The sequence below is a fragment of the Janthinobacterium sp. PC23-8 genome (assembly GCF_002250505.1).
Taxonomy (GTDB): Bacteria; Pseudomonadota; Gammaproteobacteria; order Burkholderiales; family Burkholderiaceae_D; genus Janthinobacterium.
In genome coordinates, this window is sequence record NZ_NJGY01000001.1 from 1 (window position 1) to 23,340 (window position 23,340).

At 61.8% G+C, this 23,340-nt stretch carries 19 protein-coding genes; 8 read left to right on the forward strand and 11 right to left on the reverse strand.

Annotated features, from left to right (window positions below):
- From CD932_RS00005 to CD932_RS00020, 4 genes are all read right to left on the reverse strand, one after another.
- Positions 1-1,724 (reverse strand): filamentous hemagglutinin N-terminal domain-containing protein (locus CD932_RS00005; protein WP_141213136.1); only part of this gene is annotated, 1,724 nt, incomplete at its 3' end.
- Between the two features lie 240 nt (positions 1,725-1,964).
- Entirely contained in the window at positions 1,965-4,220 is a 2,256-nt protein-coding gene (locus CD932_RS00010; RefSeq protein WP_094440840.1) for a bifunctional (p)ppGpp synthetase/guanosine-3',5'-bis(diphosphate) 3'-pyrophosphohydrolase, read from the reverse strand.
- Positions 4,221-4,227: 7 nt separating this feature from the next.
- The gene (locus tag CD932_RS00015; protein ID WP_094440841.1) at positions 4,228-4,578 is read right to left on the reverse strand and encodes a RidA family protein; all 351 of its coding nucleotides are present in this window, start codon (positions 4,576-4,578) and stop codon (positions 4,228-4,230) included.
- A gap of 45 nt (positions 4,579-4,623) precedes the next feature.
- Positions 4,624-5,505, reverse strand: a complete 882-nt coding sequence (locus tag CD932_RS00020; RefSeq protein ID WP_094440842.1) for an alpha/beta fold hydrolase — start codon at positions 5,503-5,505, stop codon at positions 4,624-4,626.
- 244 nt (positions 5,506-5,749) lie between these two features.
- On the opposite strand from CD932_RS00020, the gene CD932_RS00025 reads away from it, so the two are divergent.
- Positions 5,750-7,087 carry a dicarboxylate/amino acid:cation symporter gene (locus CD932_RS00025; protein WP_217907225.1) on the forward strand — a complete coding sequence of 446 codons (1,338 nt, stop codon included), beginning with the start codon at positions 5,750-5,752 and terminating at the stop codon, positions 7,085-7,087.
- 82 nt (positions 7,088-7,169) lie between these two features.
- Here the strand turns inward: CD932_RS00025 and fecA are convergent, their stop codons facing one another.
- The 5 genes from fecA to CD932_RS00050 all read right to left on the reverse strand — a co-directional run bounded on the left by fecA (position 7,170) and on the right by CD932_RS00050 (position 12,625).
- Complete coding sequence (gene fecA, locus CD932_RS00030) at positions 7,170-9,515, reverse strand: TonB-dependent Fe(3+) dicitrate receptor FecA (RefSeq protein WP_094440843.1); 2,346 nt, start codon at positions 9,513-9,515, stop codon at positions 7,170-7,172.
- An 81-nt stretch (positions 9,516-9,596) separates the two neighbouring features.
- Positions 9,597-10,574 carry a FecR domain-containing protein gene (locus CD932_RS00035; RefSeq protein WP_094440844.1) on the reverse strand — a complete coding sequence of 326 codons (978 nt, stop codon included), beginning with the start codon at positions 10,572-10,574 and terminating at the stop codon, positions 9,597-9,599.
- Between the two features lies 1 nt (position 10,575).
- Positions 10,576-11,106 (reverse strand): sigma-70 family RNA polymerase sigma factor, encoded by a 531-nt coding sequence (locus tag CD932_RS00040; RefSeq protein ID WP_094440845.1) that lies wholly within the window; start codon positions 11,104-11,106, stop codon positions 10,576-10,578.
- A 146-nt stretch (positions 11,107-11,252) separates the two neighbouring features.
- Positions 11,253-11,903, reverse strand: coding sequence for a CoA transferase subunit B (locus CD932_RS00045; RefSeq protein WP_094440846.1), 651 nt, complete (start codon positions 11,901-11,903; stop codon positions 11,253-11,255).
- Between the two features lie 20 nt (positions 11,904-11,923).
- Entirely contained in the window at positions 11,924-12,625 is a 702-nt protein-coding gene (locus tag CD932_RS00050) for a CoA transferase subunit A (RefSeq protein WP_094440847.1), read from the reverse strand.
- Between the two features lie 169 nt (positions 12,626-12,794).
- Here CD932_RS00050 and CD932_RS00055 point away from each other — a divergent pair, with 169 nt between their 5' ends.
- Positions 12,795-13,361: a LuxR C-terminal-related transcriptional regulator gene (locus CD932_RS00055; RefSeq protein ID WP_094440848.1), complete on the forward strand. Its 567-nt coding sequence runs from the start codon at positions 12,795-12,797 to the stop codon at positions 13,359-13,361.
- A 313-nt stretch (positions 13,362-13,674) separates the two neighbouring features.
- Here the strand turns inward: CD932_RS00055 and CD932_RS00060 are convergent, their stop codons facing one another.
- Together CD932_RS00060 and CD932_RS00065 are read right to left on the reverse strand one after the other, a co-directional pair.
- The gene (locus tag CD932_RS00060) at positions 13,675-14,481 is read right to left on the reverse strand and encodes a phytanoyl-CoA dioxygenase family protein (protein WP_094443357.1); all 807 of its coding nucleotides are present in this window, start codon (positions 14,479-14,481) and stop codon (positions 13,675-13,677) included.
- Between the two features lie 200 nt (positions 14,482-14,681).
- The gene (locus tag CD932_RS00065; RefSeq protein WP_094440849.1) at positions 14,682-15,458 is read right to left on the reverse strand and encodes an SDR family oxidoreductase; all 777 of its coding nucleotides are present in this window, start codon (positions 15,456-15,458) and stop codon (positions 14,682-14,684) included.
- Between the two features lie 250 nt (positions 15,459-15,708).
- On the opposite strand from CD932_RS00065, the gene CD932_RS00070 reads away from it, so the two are divergent.
- The 6 genes from CD932_RS00070 (at position 15,709) to CD932_RS00095 (ending at position 23,331) form a co-directional block, all read left to right on the forward strand.
- Positions 15,709-17,385 carry an electron transfer flavoprotein-ubiquinone oxidoreductase gene (locus tag CD932_RS00070; protein WP_176460820.1) on the forward strand — a complete coding sequence of 559 codons (1,677 nt, stop codon included), beginning with the start codon at positions 15,709-15,711 and terminating at the stop codon, positions 17,383-17,385.
- A gap of 261 nt (positions 17,386-17,646) precedes the next feature.
- Positions 17,647-20,208, forward strand: coding sequence for a tetratricopeptide repeat protein (locus CD932_RS00075; protein ID WP_176460821.1), 2,562 nt, complete (start codon positions 17,647-17,649; stop codon positions 20,206-20,208).
- Positions 20,209-20,211: 3 nt separating this feature from the next.
- Positions 20,212-21,234 carry a ketoacyl-ACP synthase III gene (locus tag CD932_RS00080; protein ID WP_094440852.1) on the forward strand — a complete coding sequence of 341 codons (1,023 nt, stop codon included), beginning with the start codon at positions 20,212-20,214 and terminating at the stop codon, positions 21,232-21,234.
- 30 nt (positions 21,235-21,264) lie between these two features.
- Positions 21,265-21,489 carry an acyl carrier protein gene (locus tag CD932_RS00085; RefSeq protein WP_094440853.1) on the forward strand — a complete coding sequence of 75 codons (225 nt, stop codon included), beginning with the start codon at positions 21,265-21,267 and terminating at the stop codon, positions 21,487-21,489.
- A gap of 2 nt (positions 21,490-21,491) precedes the next feature.
- A complete protein-coding gene (locus tag CD932_RS00090) occupies positions 21,492-22,556 on the forward strand; it encodes a ketoacyl-ACP synthase III (protein ID WP_176460822.1) in 1,065 nt (354 codons plus the stop codon).
- Between the two features lie 13 nt (positions 22,557-22,569).
- Positions 22,570-23,331 carry an SDR family NAD(P)-dependent oxidoreductase gene (locus CD932_RS00095; protein WP_094440854.1) on the forward strand — a complete coding sequence of 254 codons (762 nt, stop codon included), beginning with the start codon at positions 22,570-22,572 and terminating at the stop codon, positions 23,329-23,331.
- Positions 23,332-23,340 lie beyond the last annotated feature (9 nt).

Sequence of the window (23,340 nt, forward strand, 5' to 3'; positions counted from 1 at the left end):
ACGCCGACCAAGCCCAGGTTGCGCACCGCACCAGTGGCGCCGATATTGCCGAACAGGCCCACGGGGGCGGTGTCGGTGCGGGCGATGGTCAGGCCATGCAGCTCATGGCCCAGGCCATCGAAGGCGCCGGCAAACGGCGCGCCATCGCTGCCGATCGGCATAAAGCCGCTGTTGGCATTCCAGCCGCTGGTGGCGCTGAGGTCGAGATTGCTGCCCAGGGCATAGCTGCCGCCCAGGCCCAGGCCCTGCAGGTCGGTGCCGGTGCTGCTGCCAGGCGCGCCCAGGCTGTTGATCACCGTGTACACGGTCGCCACGCCGTCGCTGCCCTGTTTGGTGCTGAAGTTCTGGCCCGACGGCAGGTCGACTTCGGCCTTGACGTTGTAGGTAGCGGTATTGTTCGCCGCTACTGCGCTCTGGCCATATTCCAGCGCCAGGCTGGCCGTGCCGGCGCCGCGCAGCGCGCGGTTGATATTGATGCTGTTGTGGGCCGTGAGCGTAAGCGTGTTGGCGTTCCACGCGATATTGTCGTTGACATTGATGTCGCCGGCTCCTGCGCCCGTGGCCAGGGTCTGGATGGTGACATTGTTGCTCTTGAGCGCATTGGTATAGAACGCGCCGGTCTGGTCGCCGTCGGTGGCGGCAATCGTGAAGTCGGTCGGATCGATCAGCCAGGTGCCGGTCAGGCCCTTGCTCGATGCCGTCGTAACCTTCAATGTGTCATCGAGCTTTACATGCGCGGCCGAGGTGTCGATAAAGCCGCCATTGCCGCCGTCGGGCGCGCTGGCGTCCAGGGTGCCGGCCGCGTTCACCGTACCGCTTTGCATGTCGCCCAGCAGTTTGATGGTACCGCCGCGCGTGTCTATCGTGTGCGCCTCGATCACGCCGGTGTTGTTGACCACGGTTTTGAGCAGCTTGCCGGCGGCCTGCGCCGTCATCACCACGCTGCCGCCATTGGCCCGGATCAGGCCGCCATTTTGCACCAGCGCGCCCACCGCGCCGCGGTCCACCGCCACGTTCAGCAAGCCGTCGCCAGCCACATCGAGCGTGATCGCCTGGCCGGCGGCCAGCGCCACCGAACCGAGCCGCGCCTGGATCGTGCCTTCATTCGACACCTGCGCGCCCAGCAAGGCTACAAAACCGCCCGGCGCGCTGAGCGCGCCCTGGTTCAGCACTTTGCCCGCGCCATTGCCGGCAAATTTGTAGTTGCCCGACATAAAGTCGGCGTTGTTGATATCGAGCGTGGAGGCCACCAGGCCGGCCGTATTGACCGACGCGCCCTGGCCGAACAGCACGCCGTTCGGGTTGACGATAAACACCTTGCCGTTGGCCGACAGCTTACCCAAAATCGTGGTGCCGTCATTGCCCAGCACCCGGTTCAGGGCCACCGCATTGCTGTTGGGCTGCACGAACTGCACCGACTCGCCCTTGTTGATATTGAAGTTGGCCCAGTTGATGACCGCGTTCTGGCTGCCCTGGTGGATCACCGTCGAACCGGGCGCACCGCTAATGTTTGCCTGGCCCGCCACCACCGTGCCGCCCGTCGGTCCGGCCAGCGCCAGGCTGCCGTAGCCGAGCATCAGCGCCGCCGCCATGCTGGTCAGCGCAAAATGCGCGCCGCCGCTACTCCCGGGCATGGAGCGCTTGCCGGCCGATTTGACGTTTTCGGAAACGGCGGCATAGGCGCCCGTGGCCTGGTTCCAGATGGAGCGGTAGATGCGGTTCATGGGATTTTCAAGGAGTTACCGCAGTCTGCTACGGCCATCTTTCGCCAGGATAGCGAAAATTTCTTGCAATGATATCATTTCCCATTGCCAATATTTTATCTTGGATAAAATATTGATAAAATTAACATCGATGCTTCATGGAAAGAAGGGACGTCCCCTGCCGGCGCAGGACGCATCATGAGGAGCAGGGAGACAACAAGAAAGCCAGGCGGCAAGCAGCCGCCCGCACAGGAACAACTGTCAGCTGCGCCGCGCTTCGAGCACGCCGCTGACATCCTTGATCACATTCAAGGCCTTGAGCAACTGCGCCGTCGAGCTGATCTCGGCCGTAAAGGTCATGCGGGCCTGGCCCTTGGCGCTTTGGGTGTTGACGCCGATGACGTTGATTTTTTCACGCGAGAAAATCTCGGAGATATCGCGCAGCAGGCCCTGGCGGTCGCCGGCGAGGATGAAGATGTCGACCGGGTAGACCGTATCTTGCCCGCCGGTGCTGCCCCACTCGGTAAAAATCACGCGCTCGGGCGCCTTCGCGCGCATTTCCTCGAAGTTCTTGCAGGTGGCGCGGTGGATCGAGACGCCCTTGCCGCGCGTCACAAAACCGACGATGCTGTCCGGCGGCGCCGGTTTGCAGCATTTGGCCAGCACCGTCATCAGGCCTTCCGTGCCAACCACCAGCACGCCGGACTTGGCGCCCTGCTCCACGCTGGAGGCGCGGCTTTTGCCGACCAGCACCGCGTCCTCCGGCTCCACCACTTCGCCCGTGTCGTGCAGCGCCTGCTCGACATGGCGCAGGCTGAATTCATCCTTGCCGACCGCCAGAAACAATTCATCGACCTTGCCAAAGCCCAGCTTTTGCGCCAGCGCTTCGAGGTTGACGGCCGTCTTGCCTTCGCGCTGCAACGATTTTTCCACCAGCGCGCGGCCGTGGCCCAGGGTTTCCTGGATATCGATCGCATGGAACCAGGCGCGGATTTTCGAGCGCGTGCGGGTGCTGACGGCGTAGCCGGCGCCGAGCCAGTCGCGCGACGGCCCGGCCGTGCCCGGCGCGCCCTTGGCGGTAATGATTTCGCAGGTCTGGCCGTTTTTCAACTGGGTGTTCAGGGGCACCATCACGCCGTCGACCTTGGCGCCACGGCAACGGTGTCCCACGTCGCTGTGCAGGTGGTAGGCAAAGTCGACCGGCGTGGCGCCGACCGGCAATTCCAGCACGCGCGCCTGCGGCGTCATGACGAAAATACGGTCATCCAGGGTGGCGGACTTGAGCTTTTCCACCCATTCGCGCTGGATCTCTTCCTGGCCGACAACGGCGTCGGCCACCTCGGTTTTCCAGGCCAGCAACTGGCGCAGCCAGGCGATCTTTTCGTCGTATTTTTGGCCTGCAAAGTTCGAGCCGCCCTCTTCCTTGTAGCGCCAGTGCGCGGCCACGCCGTATTCGGCAAAGCTGTGCATTTCATTGGTGCGGATTTGCACTTCCAGCGGCCGGCTGTCGTCGGCCATCACCACCGTGTGCAGCGACTGGTAGCCATTGGGTTTCGGACGCGAAATATAATCGTCGAATTCCTTGGGGATCGGGGTCCAGATATTGTGCACCACGCCCAGCACCGTATAACAGGTCTTGACGTCGGCGACGATCACGCGAAACGCGCGCACATCGTACAGTGCCGTGAAATCGAGTTCCTTGCCGCGCATCTTGTTCCAGATGCTGTAGATATGTTTCGGGCGGCCGAACACTTCGGCCTCGATGCCGGCCGCAGCCAGCTCTGTCTGCAGGCGCAAAATGGCCGAGGAGACAAAGCCCTCGCGCATCATGCGTTTCTCTTCCAGCATCTTGGCGATGCGTTTATAGGCTTCCGGCTCGATGAAACGGAACGACAGGTCTTCCAGTTCCCACTTCAGCTGCCAGATGCCGAGCCGGTTGGCCAGCGGCGCGTACAGGTCCAGTGTTTCCCGGCCGTATTCGCGCGTCATGTCGTTGAACAGCTTGATCTCGGCAAAGTAGCGCAAGGTGGTCACGCACGACGCCAGGCGCACCAGCACCACGCGCATGTCCGAGGCCATGGCCAGCAGCATCTTGCGCAGGGTTTCCACTTGCGCCACGGCCTGCTGGGCCGCGTTCTTGCCGCGGCCGCCGGCGCCGCCCGCATACGAGCTCTGGTTCAGCGCGCGCAAGCGGATCAGCTGGCGCACGCCGGTGGCCAGGTCGCACACCTGCTTGCCGAAACGCGGCTCGATATCGGCCGCCGTATCGGGCTCCAACAGGGTCAGCTCGAACATCAGGCCGGCGATGCGGGTTTCCGCATCGCTGCGCAAGAAAGCCAGGGTGGTGGCCACGCCGATGGCAAAATCAAGCGCGGGGCGGCCGACAAAGGTCTGCTTGTCGCCGTAGGCCTCGGTGGCGTAGGCGAGCGCATCGAGCACGCGCGCGCTGTCCGGCGCACTCAGGCCCTCGACCAGTTGTTCCGAGGTGGCGCTATTGGGGGCCGAAGTGGAAACCATGGTGGCCTTAACGTTCCGCAGCGATGATGACGATTTCAACCAGGCATGCCGGATTGGCCAGTTTCGCTTCGACGGTGGCGCGCGGCGGCGTGTGGCCAGCGGCGACCCAGTCGTCCCACACCTCGTTCATGCCGGCAAAATGCTGCATGTCGGCGATATAGATCTGGCACGACAGGATGCAGGTCTTGTCGCTGCCCGCTTCCGCCAGGAGGCGGTCGATGTGGCCCAGCACTTCGCGCGTCTGGCCATTGATATCCTGGGTGGTGTCTTCGGCGATCTGGCCGGCCAGGTAGATGGTGCCGTTATGGATGGCGACTTCGGACAGGCGTTTGCCTACGTGCAAGCGGGTAATTTCCATGCTATTTCTTTCGTTTGTTTCAAAATCGGTAAAACGCAGCCGCAGCTACTTGTTCAACAAAAACTGGCGCACGATGGCGATCTGCTCGTCATGGATAAAGGTGGGCGCGTGGCCGACGCCGGCAATTTCCACCAGTTGCGCCTTCGGGCCGCGCTGCAGCATGGCTTGCGCCGTGGCGTGCGACAGCAAGTCCGAGTCGGCGCCGCGCACCAGCAGGGTCGGGCAGCGCACGGCGTCGTAGGCGGCCCACAGCATGGCTTCGTCGCGCGCGGCCGATTCCGGCGTGGCCGAGCGGAACGGCAGCGCCAGCCCCATGTCGTAATGGCGGCGCCAGCAGCCATCGGCATCCTGGCGCAGCACGTCCTGCGCCAGCTTGTGCCATTCAAGCTCGGTGTGCGGGCCGAAACTGGCCGACACGTCGCGCACAAACTGCGCACCCTGTTCAAACGTGTCGAAGCGCAGGTCCTGGCCGATATAGTCGCCGATGCGCCGCAAGGCCTCGGGCGCCAGCGTGGGGCCGATATCGTTGAGGATCAGCTTGCTGACCGGGCTGTGCGGCAAGGACGCCAGGCCCAGGCCGATCAAGCCGCCCATCGAGGTGCCGAACCAGTCCACCGTCTGGCGCTCGCCATTGGCCAGCACGCGCGCCAGCAGGGTCACCATGTCGCTCACGTATTGCGGCACGCGGTAGAACTCGGGGTTGGCCAGCCAGCCGGAACGGCCGCGCCCGACCACGTCGGGGCAGATCACGCGGTAGTCGCTGGCCATGGCTTGCGCCAGGCTGTCGAAATCGTCGCCCACGCGCGTGACGCCATGGGCGCACACCAGCACATCGGGATTGTCGGGCGCGCCCCATTCTTTATAGGACATGCTGTGCAGGCCGGCCGGCGAAATGCACTGGACGGTGTGGATACGGGCTTCGATCATGCGAGTTCCAGGTGGTGTCATCGATGGAAAAACAGCGGCGCGCCGTGCCCCCTGACGGGTGCTGCGCGCAAGCCTCTGGCGAAGTGTAGCGCAGCGCGGGCAATGCTCCAAGCGCACGGCTGAATTGGTCCGCCTTTGCTGCGGCGCAGCATGCCCACCATCGATTTCCCATTGTCTGATACCCGATATACAAAATGTGCATATCTGCGGTTATCCACAATTGAGCGGGCGAACCAATACGCGGATGATCGCATCCATCAACCCGCAAGAGGAGACTTCCGTGAAAAAACCATTCTACAAAATCCTGTATGTACAGGTGCTGTTCGCCATCGTGGCCGGCGTGCTGCTGGGGGTGTTCTATCCATCGAACGCCGTCGACATGAAGCCGCTCGGCGACGGCTTCATCAAACTGATCAAGATGATCATCGCCCCGGTGATTTTCTGTACCGTGGTGTCCGGCATCGCCGGCATGCAGGACGTCAAGAAAATCGGCCGCGTCGGCGGCAAGGCCCTGCTCTACTTCGAAGTCGTTTCCACCTTCGCGCTGGCGATCGGCTTGCTGGTGGCTAATATCCTGAAACCGGGCGCCGGCTTCAACGCCGATCCGGCCCACCTGGACGCCAAGTCGATCGCGCAATACACGCACGCCGAAGGCCTGACGACCACCGACTTCCTGATGAACATCATCCCGAAGACCTTCGTCGATGCGTTCGCCAAGGGCGACATCCTGCAAGTGCTGCTGATCGCCATCCTGTTCGGCTTCTCGCTGTCGCTGCTGGGCGAGCGTGGCCGTCCGGTCACCAAGCTGATCGACGAACTGTCGCACGCCATCTTCGGCATGGTCAACATCATCATGAAAGTCGCTCCGGTCGGCGCCTTCGGCGCGATGGCCTTTACCATCGGTAAATACGGCCTGGCTTCGCTGATCCCGCTGGCCAAACTGATGGGCTCGTTCTACCTGACCTGCTTCCTGTTCGTGTTCGTGGTGCTGGGCCTGATCGCCCGCTATACCGGCTTCTCGATCGGCCGCTTCCTGCTGTACATCAAGGAAGAACTGCTGATCGTGCTCGGCACCAGCTCGTCGGAATCGGCCCTGCCGGCCCTGATGAAAAAACTCGAACGCCTGGGTTGCTCCAAGCCGGTCGTTGGCCTGGTGGTGCCTACCGGTTACTCGTTCAACCTGGACGGCACCAATATCTACATGACCATGGCCGCCCTGTTCGTGGCGCAAGCGACCAACACGGAACTGACCATCTGGCAGGAGCTGACCATCCTGGGCGTGGCGATGCTGACCTCGAAAGGCGCTTCCGGCATTACCGGCGCCGGCTTCATCACCCTGGCCGCCACCCTGGCCGTGGTGCCGACAATCCCGGTGGCCGGCATGGCGCTGATCCTGGGCATCGACCGCTTCATGAGCGAATGCCGCGCGCTGACCAACTTCGTCGGCAACGGCGTAGCCACCATCGTCGTGTCGAAATGGGAAAAAGAGCTGGATATGGACAAGCTGCACAGCGAGCTGGCCCATCCGACCAGCCCCGCCGATGATGCTTACATCGCACCCGCAGTCAGTATCGTGAAGTAAGCTTTCACTAGGCCAAAAAAACCCCGCAGAGCGATCTGCGGGGTTTTTTTATGGGCGTCATCCATGTCACCCATTTTTAACGTTAGAAACGGCTGCTCAGCTGCACATACACCGTGCGCGGCTGGGCCACGTATTTGCCCAGGTTGTTGTCGTCGAAGGAGCGCGTGAAATAGCGGCGGTCGAACAGGTTTTTCACGCCCAGGCTCAAACGCAACGCGGCCGGCAGGCTGGCAATATCGACGCTGCCGCGCGCAGCCCATACGCCGTAGCCGGGAATGCGGCCATTGTTGCCGGCAGCATTTTCCGCCACGGTGTTGGCGCTGTCGGCGTACTGCCCGCCTTCGAACAGGCCATCGACGCTGGCACGCCATTTGCCGCCCTTCCAGGCCAGGCCGGCCGTGCCTTTGTGGCGCGGCGAAAACGGCACCTGCTTGCCGAAGTTCGGGCCATCTTCCTTGATGGCCGCGTCGACCAGCGCATAGCTGGCGTAGACATCAAGCCCGTTACCCAATTCATACTGCACGCTGCTTTCCAGGCCGCGATGGCGCGTCTTGCCGCGTGCGTAGACGCTGTTGTTTTGCTGGTTGCTTTCGTACTGGTTGCTGAAACGAATCAGGAACAGATTGGCATCGAGGCGCCAAGGGCCTTGCTGGTAGCGCGTGCCCACTTCCCATGAGCGGGCTTTTTCCGGTTCGGCGCCGCCGCTGACGACGGCATTGGCCATTTTGCTGTACTGCACCGTGCCAAACGAGCTGTCGCCGCTGGCATACAGATTCCACGCATCGCTGACGTGATAGATGGCGCTCAGGGCCGGCAGCAGCACATTGTAGTTGCCGCCGTCGCGCTTGCCGGTGAGATTGTTGTCCTGGTACGAGCGGATGCGCTCGTTGCGCAGACCGGGCGTGACGGTCCAGCTGCCGACATCGATGCGGTCGTCGATAAACAGCGCGTGGGCGCGTGTTGAGCCCGAGGTATCGCGGTCGATCGGGCTGCTTTCGGTTGGCAGCATGGCGCCGCTCTTGAGGCGCCAGTAGCGCAGCTCATGGCTGGACTCGTCGACAAAGCGGTGGCCGACGCCGATTTCATGGCGCACCTGCCCTGCCCGGAATGCCTGCGAGTAGCGCGTTTCCACCCCGCGCACTGTGTAGTTGCGCGGCGACAGGGTCAGGTTGCGGCCCTGGTCCAGGTAGCCGCTGCGCAAGGTGTCGGTATAAAACGCCTGCATGGTGAACTGGCGCTGGCGGTCGGGCTTGTATTCGTAGGCGAGGCTGGCCAGGTTGCGCCGGCCCCAGAAATTGTCATGGGGCCGCGTCGACTGATACGGGTCGCGCGCAAAGGCGGCGCTGGTCAGGCCGCCCGGCATGTCGGCTTCGCCGTCATAGCGCTGCAGCATGGCCGACACGCTGCTGGCGCCATCGATGCGGTAGCGCCCTTTGAGGATCAGGTCGTCGATCGTCGTCTCGCTGCGTTCGCGCCAGTCGCTGCCGCGCACGCCGCTGTACAGGACGGCGCCGCCCAGGCCGTTGTCCAAGGTGCCGCCCAGCATCAGGCTGGTGTGCGTCCTGATGCTGTCGCTGGACGAGGACGGGCTTTGTTCGGCCTGCACGCTGGCCTCGGCCGAGGCCTTGTCAGGGATCGCACGCGTGACGAAGTTGACGATGCCGCCCACGTTTTGCGGACCATAGCGCACGGCGCCGCCGCCGCGCACCACGTCGACCGCATCCATATTGCCCATGGAAATCGGGGCGAACGACAATTGCGGCTGGCCATACGGCGCGAACGGCACCGGGACGCCGTCCATCAGCACGGTCGAACGGGCCGCCAGGCGCGGGTTCAGGCCGCGCACGCCGAAGTTCAGGGCCATGTCGTGGCTGCCCGTGCCATTGTTGGCAGGCGCCGACACGCCAGGGATGCGATTGAGCACGTCACGCGCATCGGTCGCGCCCAGGCGCACCATCTCGTCGCGCCCCACCACATCGCGCGCGCCGCCATGTTCAAAGCTCGAGTGCGCATCGGGGTGGGCCAGCCAGTTGCCGACCACGGTAATGACCGCCATGGCCTGCTCACGCGTTGCCGCCGCCTGTACCCGCAGCACATAGCTGCCCGGCGCGCGCAACACCGCTTCCAGGCCGCTGCCGGCCAGCAGCAACTGCAAGCCCTGTGCCGGCGTATGGCTGCCCGCCAGGGCGGGCGCATGCTTGCCATCGGTCAGACGGGCGTCGGCCGACAGCGCGATGCCGGCTTCGCTGGCGAAACGACTCAGCGCCGTGCTGAGCAGCCCGGCCGGCAAGTCGTACTGGCGAACCTGGCCGGCATCGGCGGCCTGCAAGGAAGCCGGTGCTTGCACGGCAAGGGCCGGCAGCGCCAGCAGGGCAAGATGGATAGCCAGGGCCAGCTGGTAACGGCGTGGGGCGGTAGAGGATGACATGGAGTCCTTTCAGTTGAAATTCAGCGTTCTCTTGTTTGCCAATCGAGCGCTGAAAAGCGGAACTCCGTTTGAGAAATATTTTTACGGCACGCCGTCGCGCGGCGCAATCGTCACCCACCATGGCATGCTGCGCCGCACGCGCACCGGCAAGCTCGCTTCAAGCATGGCCAGGATGGCGTCCTGGTCGTCAAGCGGATAAGCGCCCACCAGGCGCAAGTTCGCCACCTGCGGATCGCAGCCCAGGTAGCCGTACCGGTAGCGCGACAATTCCTGCACGAAGTCCGCCAGGCGCATATTGTCGGCCAGCAGCATGCGCCGCGTCCAGGCTGGCGCCGCCTGGCCGCTTGGCGTCAGAGCGGCCACCCGCCCGGGACCAAATTGCGCGCCCTGCCCGGCCGGCACCACCACCGGCGGGCCGTGGCGCGGCGTGATTTCCACCGCGCCCTGCTGCACCCGCAGCAAGGTAAGCGCTGCATCTTGCCGCACCTCGAAGCGCGTGCCCAGTGCGCGCAGGCTGCCCTGCGCCGTGCAGACCAGCAGCGGGCGCTGCGGGTATACGGTGTCAGCAGCGGTGCTGAGCGCGATGCGACCCTGGCGCAGCACGATGCGCCGCGCGCGGGCGCCATAATCGATATCGACCAGGCTGTCCGTATCGAGTTGCAACTGGCCGCCATCGGGCAGGCGCAGCCGGCGTAGCTGGCCGACGCCGCTGGCGTGGCTGCCGGCCTCGGCCAATACGTCATCGGGCCGCACATCATCGCGCCACCATAGCGCCAGGCCACCGACAGCGGCCACCAGCATGGCGGCAACGGCGCGCCGGCCATGCGCAGGTCTGGTGGCCAGCGCGGCGCGCGCAGGCGCCTGCGGCAGGTCGCGAAACTGGCCGCTGATCGCCTGCACCTGGCGCCAGGTGTCGGCGTGCAGGGGATCGGCCTGCAGCCAGCGCTGCCACTTGGCACGCTCGGCCTCGCCAGCTTCGCCTGATTCGAGCAAGGCAAACCAGGCAGCCGCCTGTTGCAGGACGATATAGCGTTCGCGCGCGACGGTGCTGGCGTGCATCTCAATCGTCCTGCTGCAGGCACAGGCAATGCAACATGACTTGCGCCATGTATTTGCGCACCATGCGTTCGGAGACGCCCAGCTCAAAGGCGATCTCGGCATAACCGCTGCCGTCGAGCTGATGCATGAGAAAGGCGAGCCGCGCCTTGTGCGGCAGGCGCGCCAGCATGGCATCGAGACGGTGCAAGGTCTCCAGCACCAGCAAGCGCTCTTCCGGCGACGGCGCCAGTGCCTCGGGCATGGCGGCCAGCGCCTCCAGCCAGGCGCGTTCGAGATCGCAGCGGCGCCAGTAATTGACGGCCAGGCCGTGCGCGATGGTGCGCAGGTAGGCGCGCGGTTGCAGCAGCGTCACGCCGGCGCGGGTGGCCAGCACGCGCAAAAAAGTGTCCTGAGCCAGGTCGGCCGCCAGGTGGCTGGAACCGAGCTTGAGCCGCAGCCACGACAGCAGCCAGCCATGATGCTCGCCATACAGCCGGCCCACGGCGTGGCCATGCTGCACATCAGGGTCGGTGAAAGGCTTGCTCGCAGGCATGAGAGAAGACTGCCTGAAGGTCAGTCGATAATAATGAGAAGTATTCTCATTATCAGGCAAATACCGTCTGGCCGCAAGCCAGCGCCGCAAAAAAAACAAACGGCGGACATCGCTGTCCGCCGCTATTGATCAAGTACTGCCAGCAATTACACTGCGGACACGTCCAGTTCCGCACCCGTGGCCGCCTGGATCTGTTCCTTGCTCACGCCCGGCGCCAGTTCGACCAGTTTCAGGCCGTTTTCCGTCACATCGATCACGCCAAGATCGCTGATGATGACGTCGACCACGCCCACGCCCGTCAGCGGCAGGTCGCACTGTTTCAGCAGCTTGTGCGAGGTGCTGCCGTCCTTGGCAGTGGCCACGTGCTCCATCAGCACCACCACGCGCTTGACGCCGGCCACCAGATCCATGGCGCCGCCCATGCCCTTGACCATCTTGCCTGGAATCATCCAATTCGCCAGGTCGCCTTTTTCCGACACCTGCATGGCGCCCAGGATGGCCAGGTTGATCTTGCCGCCGCGGATCATGCCGAAGGAATCGGCCGAACTGAAGTAGGCCGCACCCGGCAAGGCGGTGACGGTCTGCTTGCCTGCGTTGATCAGGTCGGCATCGACTTCGGTATCAAGCGGGAACGGGCCGATGCCCAGCAAGCCGTTTTCCGACTGCAGGAACACTTCGATATTGTCCGGCACATAATTGGCCACCAGGGTCGGCAAGCCGATGCCCAGGTTCACATAAAAACCATCCTGCAATTCTTTCGCGGCACGCGCCGCCATTTCATCACGAGTCCAAGCCATGTCTATCTCCGATATCTTTTTTATGCTGCGCTGCGCACGGTGCGCTGCTCGATGCGTTTTTCCGGCGTGGCGTTGACCACGATGCGGTGCACGAAAATGCTCGGCGTATGCACGTGGTCCGGGTCGATTTCGCCCACTTCGACCAGCTTTTCCACTTCAACGATGGTGATTTTGCCGGCCATGGCCACGTTCGGATTGAAGTTGCGCGCCGTCTTGCGGTACACCAGGTTGCCGGCGCGGTCGGCCATGTAGGCCTTGACCAGCGACACATCGGCCACCAGGCTGCGTTCCATCACATATTGTTCGCCGTCGAATTCACGCAATTCCTTGCCGTCGGCGACGATGGTGCCCACGCCGGTCCTGGTAAAGAAGGCGGGAATGCCGGCGCCGCCGGCGCGCAATTTTTCCGCCAGGGTGCCCTGCGGCGTGAATTCCAGTTCCAGCTCGCCGGCCAGGTACTGGCGCGCGAATTCCTTGTTTTCACCCACGTAGGAGGCGATCATCTTCTTGATCTGGCGCGTGGTGAGCAACTGGCCCAGGCCGAAGCCGTCCACGCCGGCATTGTTGGAAATGGCGGTCAGGCCGGTCACGCCCGAATCGCGCAAGGCGCCAATCAGGGCTTCGGGGATGCCGCACAGGCCGAAGCCGCCGACGGCGATGGTCTGGCCGTCCTGGACGATGCCTGCCAACGCTGCGGCGGCGTCAGGATAAACTTTATTCATGGGTGTCCCTCTGGTGTGTTGAACTTTATTGTGAAATTCTTTGCGGCATCTTGGCATGGATCGCCGACGCCTGCAGCAAGTGAGCATAAAATACGCCCGTCGAAAGTACAATACCGTAGAACTACCGGCGCCGTGCCGCGGTTCGCCCTGTGAGAGTGATCCCCATCCGATGAATGCCACGACAGCGATCGACTATGAAAGCATCTTCCTGCACGCGCCGGTCGGCATGTGCATGTCGGAGCACCGCATCATGCGTAGCTGCAACGAAGCGCTGGCAGCCATGTTCGGCTACACGCGCGCGCAGCTCGACGGCCAGTCCTTCGAAGTACTGTATCCCACCCACGATGAATTCCTGCGCACCGGTGAGCGCATCATCCCCATCATGAACGCCAAAGGGCGCTATTCGGACGAGCGCATCATGCGCCGCGGGAATGGCGAATTGTTCTGGTGCCATGTGACGGGCCACGCCATGCTGCCGGGCCAGCCATTGGGCGCCGGTATCTGGACGTTCGAGGATGTCAGCGAACAACGCCCGGTAACGGCGCAACTGACGCCGCGCGAACGCGAAATCGCCGCGCTGCTGGTGGAGGGCAAGACCAGCAAGCTGATCGCGCGCCAGATCGACCTCAGTCCGCGCACGGTGGAAATGCACCGCGCCAAGCTGATGCGCAAGTTTGCCGCGTCAACGTCGTCGGAGCTGGTGCACAAGCTAGTGGGCTTGCAATTGCCGCGCTAACAATCCGCCCCGATGGAACACCGCCATCTGAACAGGTCCGAGGTCAGGTCGAGCCGCCTCGATTCGGCAATTGCGAGGGCAGTATTTGTTTACCTAAAGAATGGGAAGATCCAAGGTATGAATTTGCTTGGCAGAAGTAACTGCGTGTTCACCCGGATGTTCCAACAACCAGCGCATGGTATAGCTCCTGTTCGTTCAAAATTCAAAACGACGTAAGGCTGTACAATGGATCAGACCTTCTGCCTCGTTATGCATTGCTCCACATCACCATTCAGAATAATAACAAATCAGCTTAATGCAACTTCATATGGTTTTAGCGCGCCAGGAGCGTATTCAGCTCTTTTTCATACTTGATGATCTTCAAAACTCTGGAATTTGAAAAGTAACGAATACAATTCAGTGGCGAATAAAAAAAATCGGTTTGCCAAGTACCGCTCAGCAACTCCTTGCCAGTCGGATCATTGGCCGGCTGCATTATCATGTCCGCCAAAATACGATTAACGCCATTCTTGTTCGGCCCTGACTCATGCCATAGGGAACTGTTCATGACAACAAAATCACCTGGGTGTAATGCCGGCGTGACTTTTGGCCAGACCATATCAAAACTGCTCGGATCGATTTCTCCAGCATCGCCCAAAAATCCCATTTTATGCGATCCCGCATGAAAACTTAATCCACCATTATCTTCATTGACAATACTGAGAGGTACAAACACACTGCATTTATTCAGGCTACCCAAGTGATAACAGGAATCCTGGTGCAGAAATACTTTATCGAGGCTATACGCATCTTTGATGACGAAACGGTGATTATATAATGCCACATGTTCGCCAAAAACATGCTTCAATGTCTCCGCAAAAATCGGCTCGCGGTACATGGTCGCCAGGGTGCCGGGCAATTTCTCGGTCAACGCCACCGGATTGGCACGATTGACACTACGGCCATTTTTCAACTGATTGGTATAAAAATCATTCCACTCCATCTGCCAACGCTGCACGACAGCCTCGGGAATCGCATCGCGCATGACGAAAAATCCGACCTCTTTAAACACATCCGGGTCAAAAATTTTTCCTGATGCCAGACTAACAGCGCGTTCGACCGCAGCGGAAGTAGTTTTCATTTCATTCTCAATAAATCTGATGTCAAAATTAATCCGATCACTTTCAAGCTGCCAGATCATGAATTAATATATAAAAACACTATTTCAATATTGAAATATTAAAATAAACTCAAGTCAGAGCGATGATCCAGCAGTCGCAGGAAATCGAAAGCACCCATCATAGCCGTCAGGCAGTGTTAAAGCAATGCTCCAGGTCAATGTCAAAAGCCGGTCATACCTCCATCGGCTGAAATGATGGCGCCATTGATAAAGTGCGAATCCTCGCCAGCAAGCAATAACAGCAATCCATCGAGGTCTTCCGGCTTGCCCGGGCGCTTGTTGGGCAGCATTTCGATCAGCTTCTTGCCCTGCTCGGTGGCAAAATAGTCTTCATTGATTTCGGTCGAAATATAGCCTGGGCAGATGGCGTTGGTATTGATGCCGTACTTGCCCCACTCCACCGCCATGGCGCGCGTCATGTGCACCATGCCGGCCTTGCTCATGCAATAGACGCCGATCTGCGGCAACACCTGCAAGCCGGCCATGGAGGCGATATTGATGATGCGGTGCTGTTTTTTCGGATCGCCCTTGGCGCGCGCGATCATGCGCTTGGCCGTTTGCTGGGCCACGAAGAACGAGCCGCGCAAATTGGTGTCCATCACGAAGGCGTAATCCTCGGGCGTGACGTCGACCAGGCGCTGGGTGGTTGACACGCCGGAATTGTTGACCAGGATATCGATCGGTCCGGCTTCCGTTTCCGCATGGGCGATGGCCGACTTGATGCTGGCAAAGTCGGTCACGTCGAGCGACACCACGTGGGCGGCGCCGCCATCGGCTTCGATCTCGGCACGCAACTCCTTGAGCCGCTCGGTGCGGCGCGAGGCCAGCACGACCTGGGCGCCGGCCTGCGCCAGCACTTTCGCAAAGCGCGCGCCAAGGCCGCTGGACGCGCCTGTAATCAGGGCGATCTTGCCCTCGAAATTGACTTCTATGCCCACGAGCTACTCCTATTCTGTTTTGAACAACACTTTGCCTCTAGTATTGGCAACCGGACAACTTCCTGCCCGCCACGGCTGGGATAAAGTAAACGCCATCATTACACAAAATGCCCGGAATTAGATTGCGGCGTGGGGCAATGTCCCGCAAAATGGCGCCAAAGTTGCAATCCGCGCCAAAAACAAGCACACTCGTGCTTAAATTCCCCTGCGCTTCCCGATTCACAAAATTCAGTAACCATAAAACGAGACCATGACACAGCCAAATAACTTAATTGAACAGTACGGACCGCGCGAGACCATGGAGTACGACGTGGTGATCGTCGGCGGTGGCCCGGCCGGCCTGGCTAGCGCCATCCGCCTGAAACAGCTGGCTGCCGAAAAAGGCCAGGAAGTGTCGGTCTGCGTGCTGGAAAAAGGCGGCGAACTGGGCGCCCATATCCTGTCGGGCGCCATCATGGACCCAAAAGCGTTGACCGAACTGATCCCGAACTGGAAGGAACTGGGCGCGCCGCTGAACACCGCAGTGACGGAAGACCGCATCCTGTTCCTGACCGAAACCAAAGCCTATAAAACGCCGAATTTCGCCGTGCCGGCCTGCTTTGAAAACCATGGTAACTACATCGTCTCGCTGGGCAATGTGGTGCGCTGGATGGGCCAGCAGGCGGAAAACCTGGGCGTGGACATCTTCCCGGGCTTTCCGGCCGCAGAAATCCTGTACAACGACGACGGCGCCGTGAAGGGCGTGGCCACCGGCAACATGGGTGTCAAGCGCGACGGCGAACCGGGTCCGGACTTCCAGCTGGGCATGGAATTGCACGCCAAATACACGCTGTTCGCCGAAGGCGCGCGCGGCCACCTGGGCAAGCAGTTGATGGCAAAATACGACCTGAACGCGGGCAAGGACCCGCAATCGTACGGCATCGGCATCAAGGAGCTGTGGGAAATCGACCAGGCCCAACATCAACCCGGCCTGGTGATCCACTCGACCGGCTGGCCGCTGGACGCCAAAACCTATGGCGGCTCCTTCCTGTACCACCTGGAAAACAACCAGGTGATGGTCGGCTACGTGGTGGGCCTGGCCTATGAAAACCCGTATCTGTCGCCGTACGAGGAGTTCCAGCGCTACAAGACCCATCCGGAAATCCGCAAATTCTTCGAAGGCGGCAAGCGCATCTCGTACGGCGCGCGCGCGATCACGGCCGGCGGCCTGCAATGTTTGCCGAAACTGGTATTTGCCGGCGGCGCGCTGATCGGCTGCGATGCGGGCTTTTTGAACATGAGCCGCATCAAGGGCAGCCACGCGGCCATCAAGAGCGGCATGCTGGCGGCCGAAGCGGCGTTCGGCGCGCTGGGCGAACAGCGCCAGCACGACGAACTGGCCAGCTATCCCGTTGCTTTCGAACAATCGTGGCTGCATGAAGAGCTGCATGTGGCGCGCAATGTCAAGCCATGGCTGTCGAAAGGCCTGTACCTGGGCAGCCTGATGACGGGTATCGATCAGATACTCTTGCGCGGCAAGGCGCCGTGGACCCTGCACCACACGCATGGCGATCACGAATGCCTGAAGCCGGCGGCGCAATCGAAAAAAATCGTCTATCCGAAGCCGGACGGCAAACTCACTTTCGACAAGATGTCGTCGGTGTTCATCTCGAACACCAACCACGCCGAAGACCAGCCTATCCACCTGACGTTAAAAAATGCCAGCGTGCCGGTCGATGTCAACCTGGCCACCTATGCCGGTCCGGAAGCGCGTTACTGTCCGGCCGGCGTCTATGAGTTCGTAAAAAACGACGATGGCGCCGAACGCTTGCAGATCAATGCGCAGAACTGCGTGCACTGCAAAACCTGCGATATCAAGGACCCGACGCAAAATATCGTGTGGGTCACGCCGGAAGGCGGCGGCGGGCCGAATTATCCGAATATGTAAATGGCTGATTGCAGGCAAGCTGCAAGGTAGAATGGCGTGGACATCGCAAGATGTCCACGCCATTTTTTTCAAAGTGAAGTTTATGAAGAAGATATTTCTCTAAAGCACTGCCAGCCCTTACAATTGAGGGTGGCACTCACTCTTATTTCTTCCATGCACGCTACCGATTCCGCAGCACCGCCGCCCAGTGACGGGCAGCAGCCCACTCAACAGGAGATCGATCATATCGTTGTCCTGCATGAGAGCGGCGAGCATGGGGAAATGGAACAGGCGACACGCGCCCTGCTCGAGCTCTACCCTGCTTCGGCGCTGCTCTGGAGCGTGCTGGCCATGGCCTTGCAGCTGCAGGGCAAGGATGGCTTGGCGGCCCTGCAAAAAACGGTGGAACTGGCGCCCGGCGACGCCGAAACCCATCTGCACCTGGGCAATGCCCATATGGATGGCGGCCAGCCCGACCTGGCCATGCCGTGTTTCATGCGCGCCTTGGAACTGGCGCCCGCCTTTGCCGAGGCCCTGAGCCGCCTGGGCGATGCGCTGCAGGCGCAAGGACACCTGAAGGAAGCGGCCGAATGCTACCGTGGCGCGCTCGAGCTCGATCCTGCGCTGGCCATTGCCCATGCGGGCAAGGGCGACATTTTACAGGCGCAGCAACAATTCCAGGCGGCCGAAGCGAGCTACCGCCAGGCTTTGGCGCTGGCGCCCGCGACCGCCGATCTGCATCGCAAGCTGGGCGATGTGCAAGTGGCGCTGAACCGGCCGGAGCCAGCCATGCAAAGCTATGCGGCGGCGCTGCAGGGCGACCCTGCCAACGCCATGGCGCATGGCGGTCTGGGCAATGTGCTGTTCAGGCTGGACCGCAACGCGCAAGCTGCCGCCAGCTACCGCGCCGCCACCGCGCTGCCGGCGGCCATTGCCGCCCACTTCCACGGCCTGGGACGCAGCCTGCATGCGCTGGGCGAGACGGCCGAGGCGGAAAGCGCCTACCGCCAGGCGATCGCGCTCGACGCCACCGTCGCCGCGCCGATGCTGCATTATGCCGATCTGCTGCGCGAAACCCGGCGCAAGGAACCGGCGATCGCCATCTACCAGGCGGCGCTGTTGCTCGAACCGCACAATATCGACGCCTTGAACAACCTCGGCATGGCGCTGCAGGAAGACGGCCAGCTGGAACAGGCGCTGGCTTCTTTCCGGCAAGTGGCTGTACTGGCGCCGAACAATCCCATCACCCATAGCAATATCGCCGCCGTCCTGAACACCATGGGGCAACAGGACGCCGCGCTGGACAGCTGCAGGCGCGCCGTAAAGCTGGGGCCTAAATCCACCGCCGCGCATGTCAACCTGGGCACCTGCCTGATGGAGATGGGACGCCTCAGCGAGGCTGTCAGCAGCTTTGAAACCGTGGCCAAGCTCGATCCGCATCACCGCCGGGCGCACATTAATATCAGCGCCGCACTGACCCGTCTGGGCCGCATCGACAAGGCCATCGCGCATGCCCGCCAGGCACTGAAGATCAATCCGGACTGGGACGAACTGCACAGCAACCTGTTGTTCTATCTTACGCATAGCCAGGATATCGACGTCGCCGCCCTGCTTGCGGAACACCTGAAGTATGCCGAGCATTTCGAGGCGCCGCTGCGCGCTGCGTGGCCGCAGCATGCCAACGTGCGCGACCCCGAGCGCCGCCTGCGCATCGGCTTTGTGTCCGCCGACCTGTACAATCATGCAGTAGCGCATTTCATTACGCCTATTCTGGAGCACCTGGCTCTGTCGCCGCGCCTGGAAATCGTGATTTACGCCAACAGCTTCCACGATGACCACGTCAGCCGGCATCTGCACGGTCTTGCCCATATATGGCGCCAGGTCGAAAAACTGACCCATGCGGAACTGGCGCAACTGGTCACCAGCGACGCCATCGACATCCTGATCGACCTGTCGGGCCACACCGGCTTCAACCGCCTGCCAGCGTTTGCGCGCAAACCGGCGCCGCTGCAGCTGAGCTGGATCGGTTATCCAGGTACCACCGGTTTGCAGGCAATGGATTATTTTCTGACAGATCGACACCTTTCGCCACCGGGTACGCTTGATGCGCAATTCACCGAGAAGCTGCTGCGCCTGCCGGCGACCGCACCGTTCCTGCCCTCGCCCGACGCGCCTGATATCGGCCCAGCGCCAGCGCTTGCCAATGGCTACATGACTTTTGGCAGCTTCAACCGGGCAGGCAAACTGAACCGTAGTGTGATCGCCCGCTGGGCCAAATTGCTGCGCCTGGTGCCGAGTGCAAGAATGCTGGTCGCTGCCATGCCCAACAAGCAGACCAGCGACATGCTGCGTTCCTGGTTCCATCAAGAAGGCATCGCCTCGACGCGCCTGACATTTTACGGCTACACCAATACCCGCGACTACCTGGGGCTGCATCACCAGGTCGACATTTGCCTCGACACCTCGCCCTACACCAGTGGCACCACCGGTTTTCACGCGCTGTGGATGGGCGTGCCCACGCTCACGCTGCGCGGACGAACCTTGCCGGGCCACGTGACGTCCGCCATCCTGTCGGCGACCGGCCTCGATGAATTCATTGCGCTAGACGAAGCGGACTTCCTGGCAAAAGGCCAGCGCTTCGCCAGCAACATCGACAGCTTCAGCGCTCTCAGGCCTGCGATGCGCGACCGCATGAACAACGCGGCGACCGGACAGCCTGCAGTGATCGCGCAAGGACTTGAACTTGCCCTGCGCAGCATCTGGCGGCGCTGGTGTGCGGGCCTGCCTGCGATCTCGTTCGACGTCGGCGACACGGTCATCGCCGAACCAGCGGCCGGAGACTGACAGATGGCCATGTCACAAGCCCGCATCGCCGCCATTGCCTATCACTTGCCTGAAGCAACGCTGGACAACGACGCTCTGGCGCAGATATTCCCCGACTGGCCGGCACAAAAGATTGCCGACAAGACCGGTATCGTGCGGCGCCATATTGCGGCAAGCGATGAAACCGCCGGCGACCTGGCCTTCCATGCTGCCAACGCGCTGTTCGAGACACACGACATCGACCGCCATGCAGTCGATTTCATCATCCTGTGCACGCAGGCCCCCGACTATCTGTTGCCCACCACCGCCTGCCTGTTGCAAGCGCGCCTGGCGCTGCCGACCTCGTGCGGCGCGCTCGATATCAATCTTGGCTGCTCGGGCTATGTGTATGGACTGGCGCTGGCCAAGGGCCTGATCGAAGCAGGTATCCGCAGGCAGGTATTATTATTAACGGCTGACACGTATTCCAAGCTGATCAACCCCCTTGACCGCAGCGTGCGCACGCTGTTTGGCGATGGCGCCTCGGCCACGCTGGTCGCGGCCGCCGACGGACCAGCGGCGCTCGGCCCCTTTGTACTGGGCACAGACGGCGCCGGCGCCGCCAATCTGATGGTGCCCGCCGGCGGCATGCGCATGCCGCACAGCGCCGCCAGCGCGGTGGAAAAGGAAGACGCCGCCGGCAATGTGCGCAGCCAGGACCAGCTGTTCATGGATGGCGCCGAAATCATGCAGTTCACCCTGTCTTCGGTGCCGCGCGTGATGCGCGAACTGCTCGATGAGGCCGGCAAGACGCTCGATGACATCGACCATGTGATCTTGCATCAGGCAAACCAGTTCATGCTGGAAGCCTTGCGCAAGAAAATGAAGATTCCTGCCGAAAAATTCATCATCGAACTCGATACCGTCGGCAATACGGTGTCGTCTACCATCCCGATCGCCATTGCCAGGGCCCGCGCGAGCGGTCGCATCCGCTCTGGCGATACCGCCCTGCTGCTCGGCTTTGGCGTCGGTTATTCGTGGGCCGGCACCCTGGCCACCTTGCCTTGATCCATCATTACCTCTTTTTTAGGACGAACAATGCACGCATTATTTAATGGACTGGCAGAAATACTGGAAATCGATGCCGTCGACATCACGCCGGAACTCAAGCTCGCTGATTACGCATGGGATTCGCTGGCCATCATTTCCGTCATCGCGCTGGTGGACGAACTGTACGATCAGATGCTCAATGGTCAAGCCTTGTCGCAGTGCGTCACGGTGGCCGATATTACGGCAATGATCAACACCGGCGCCAAGCAATAATCATGGCCAGCGTCAGGACGGCATCAGGCTTGCCCTTTACCATCGCCAACCTGGCCATGCGTGGCCTGGTGTGCGCCGTGCCGCAGGAAGAGGTGACGAACGCCAGCCTGCAAGCCACTTTCGGCGCCGAAGGCGTCGCCGACGTGGCGCGCATGATCGGGGTAGAGGCACGCCGGCGCGCCGCACCCGGACAAACCACCGCCGACCTGTGCCAGGCAGCGGCGCAGACGCTGTTGGCCGGCCTGGGCTGGGAACGCGACAGCGTCGATGCGCTGATCTTCATTTCCCAAACAGCCGACTACGCCTTGCCGGCGACGGCCTGCGCCCTGCACGGGCGCCTGCAACTGCCCTCGTCCTGCGCCGCGTTCGACGTCAACCTCGGCTGTTCCGGCTATGTCTATGGCTTGTGGCTGGCCGGGAAAATGCTCGATGGCCTGGCCATACAGCGGGTGCTGCTGCTCGTGGGCGACACCATCAGCAAGACCGTCGATCCGCAGGACCGCGCCACCGCGCTGCTGTTCGGCGACGCCGGTTCGGCGACGGCGCTGGAGTTTGACCCGCTGGCGGCGCCGGCTCACTTCCTGCTCGGCACGGACGGCCAAGGCGAACGCCACCTGATGATACCGGCCAGCGCCCACCGCGCCTATCAGGACGATGATGCACGCCTGGCCGGGCGCGATCCGGCCCGCCTGTACATGGATGGCGGAGAAATCTTCAATTTCACGCTAACGCATATTCCGCCGCTGGTCAACGATCTGCTGACGCTGGCAGGCCAGCCACGCGACAGGATCGACGCTTTCCTGTTTCACCAGGCAAATACTTTCATGCTGAAACACATCATCAAGAAAGCCAAAATACCGCCTGAAAAAGCGCCAATGAACATGGCGCGTTTCGGCAATACGTCCAGCGCCTCGATTCCGCTGCTGGTCTGCGATCAGTTGCCGCAACTGACAAGTGCCGCCATGACGGTGGCCATGTTCGGTTTCGGTGTCGGCTATTCCTGGGCCGCAGCCTTGATGGAACTGCCGCCACTGGCAGTAAACCAGCTGATTGAAGTATCACCATAGAGAAACGGTCATCATGATTTTCCATCCTTCCCTCCTGGTCGGCCAGCGCATCGTTGTTACTGGCGCCTCATCGGGCATCGGCCGCGCGACCGCCATCGTGCTCGCCAATCACGGTGCACAGCTGGTCATTACCGGCCGCGACCCGCAGCGCCTCGCCGCGACACTATCCGAACTTGCCGGCGAAGGCCATCTGGCGCGCGAACTCGATCTCGATGGCAGTGACGCCATCGCGGAATTTCTGAAAGAAATCACCACCGGCCAGCAACCCCTGTCCGGCTTGTTTCATGCCGCTGGCGTCGAACTGCTGCGTCCCATGAAATTATCGAAGGCGCAGCAAACCGCGCAGGTTTTTTCGTCAAGCATCCATAGCGCACTGGCCCTGGCACGCGGTTGCGCCTTGCGTGGCGTCATGCAAGACGGCGCGGCCTTGCTGTTCATGTCCTCCGTCGCGGCACAACGGGGCCAGGCAGGCATGGCCGTCTATGCCGCAGCCAAGGCCGCCATCGACGGCATGGTGCGCGCGCTGGCGGTGGAACTGGCGCCGCGCGGCCTGCGCGTCAACAGCATTGCCGCTGGCGCCGTACAAACGGAAATGCATGAGCGCCTGCTGCAGGGGCTGCCCGAAACGGCGGTGCAGGCCTACGCCGAGCGCCACCCTCTCGGGCTGGGCAAGCCGGAAGACATCGCCCAGGTGGTCGCCTTCCTGCTATCGGACGCGGGGCGCTGGGTCAGCGGCGCCACCTGGGCGGTCGATGGCGGGTATCTGGCGCGTTAGCGCGTGAAG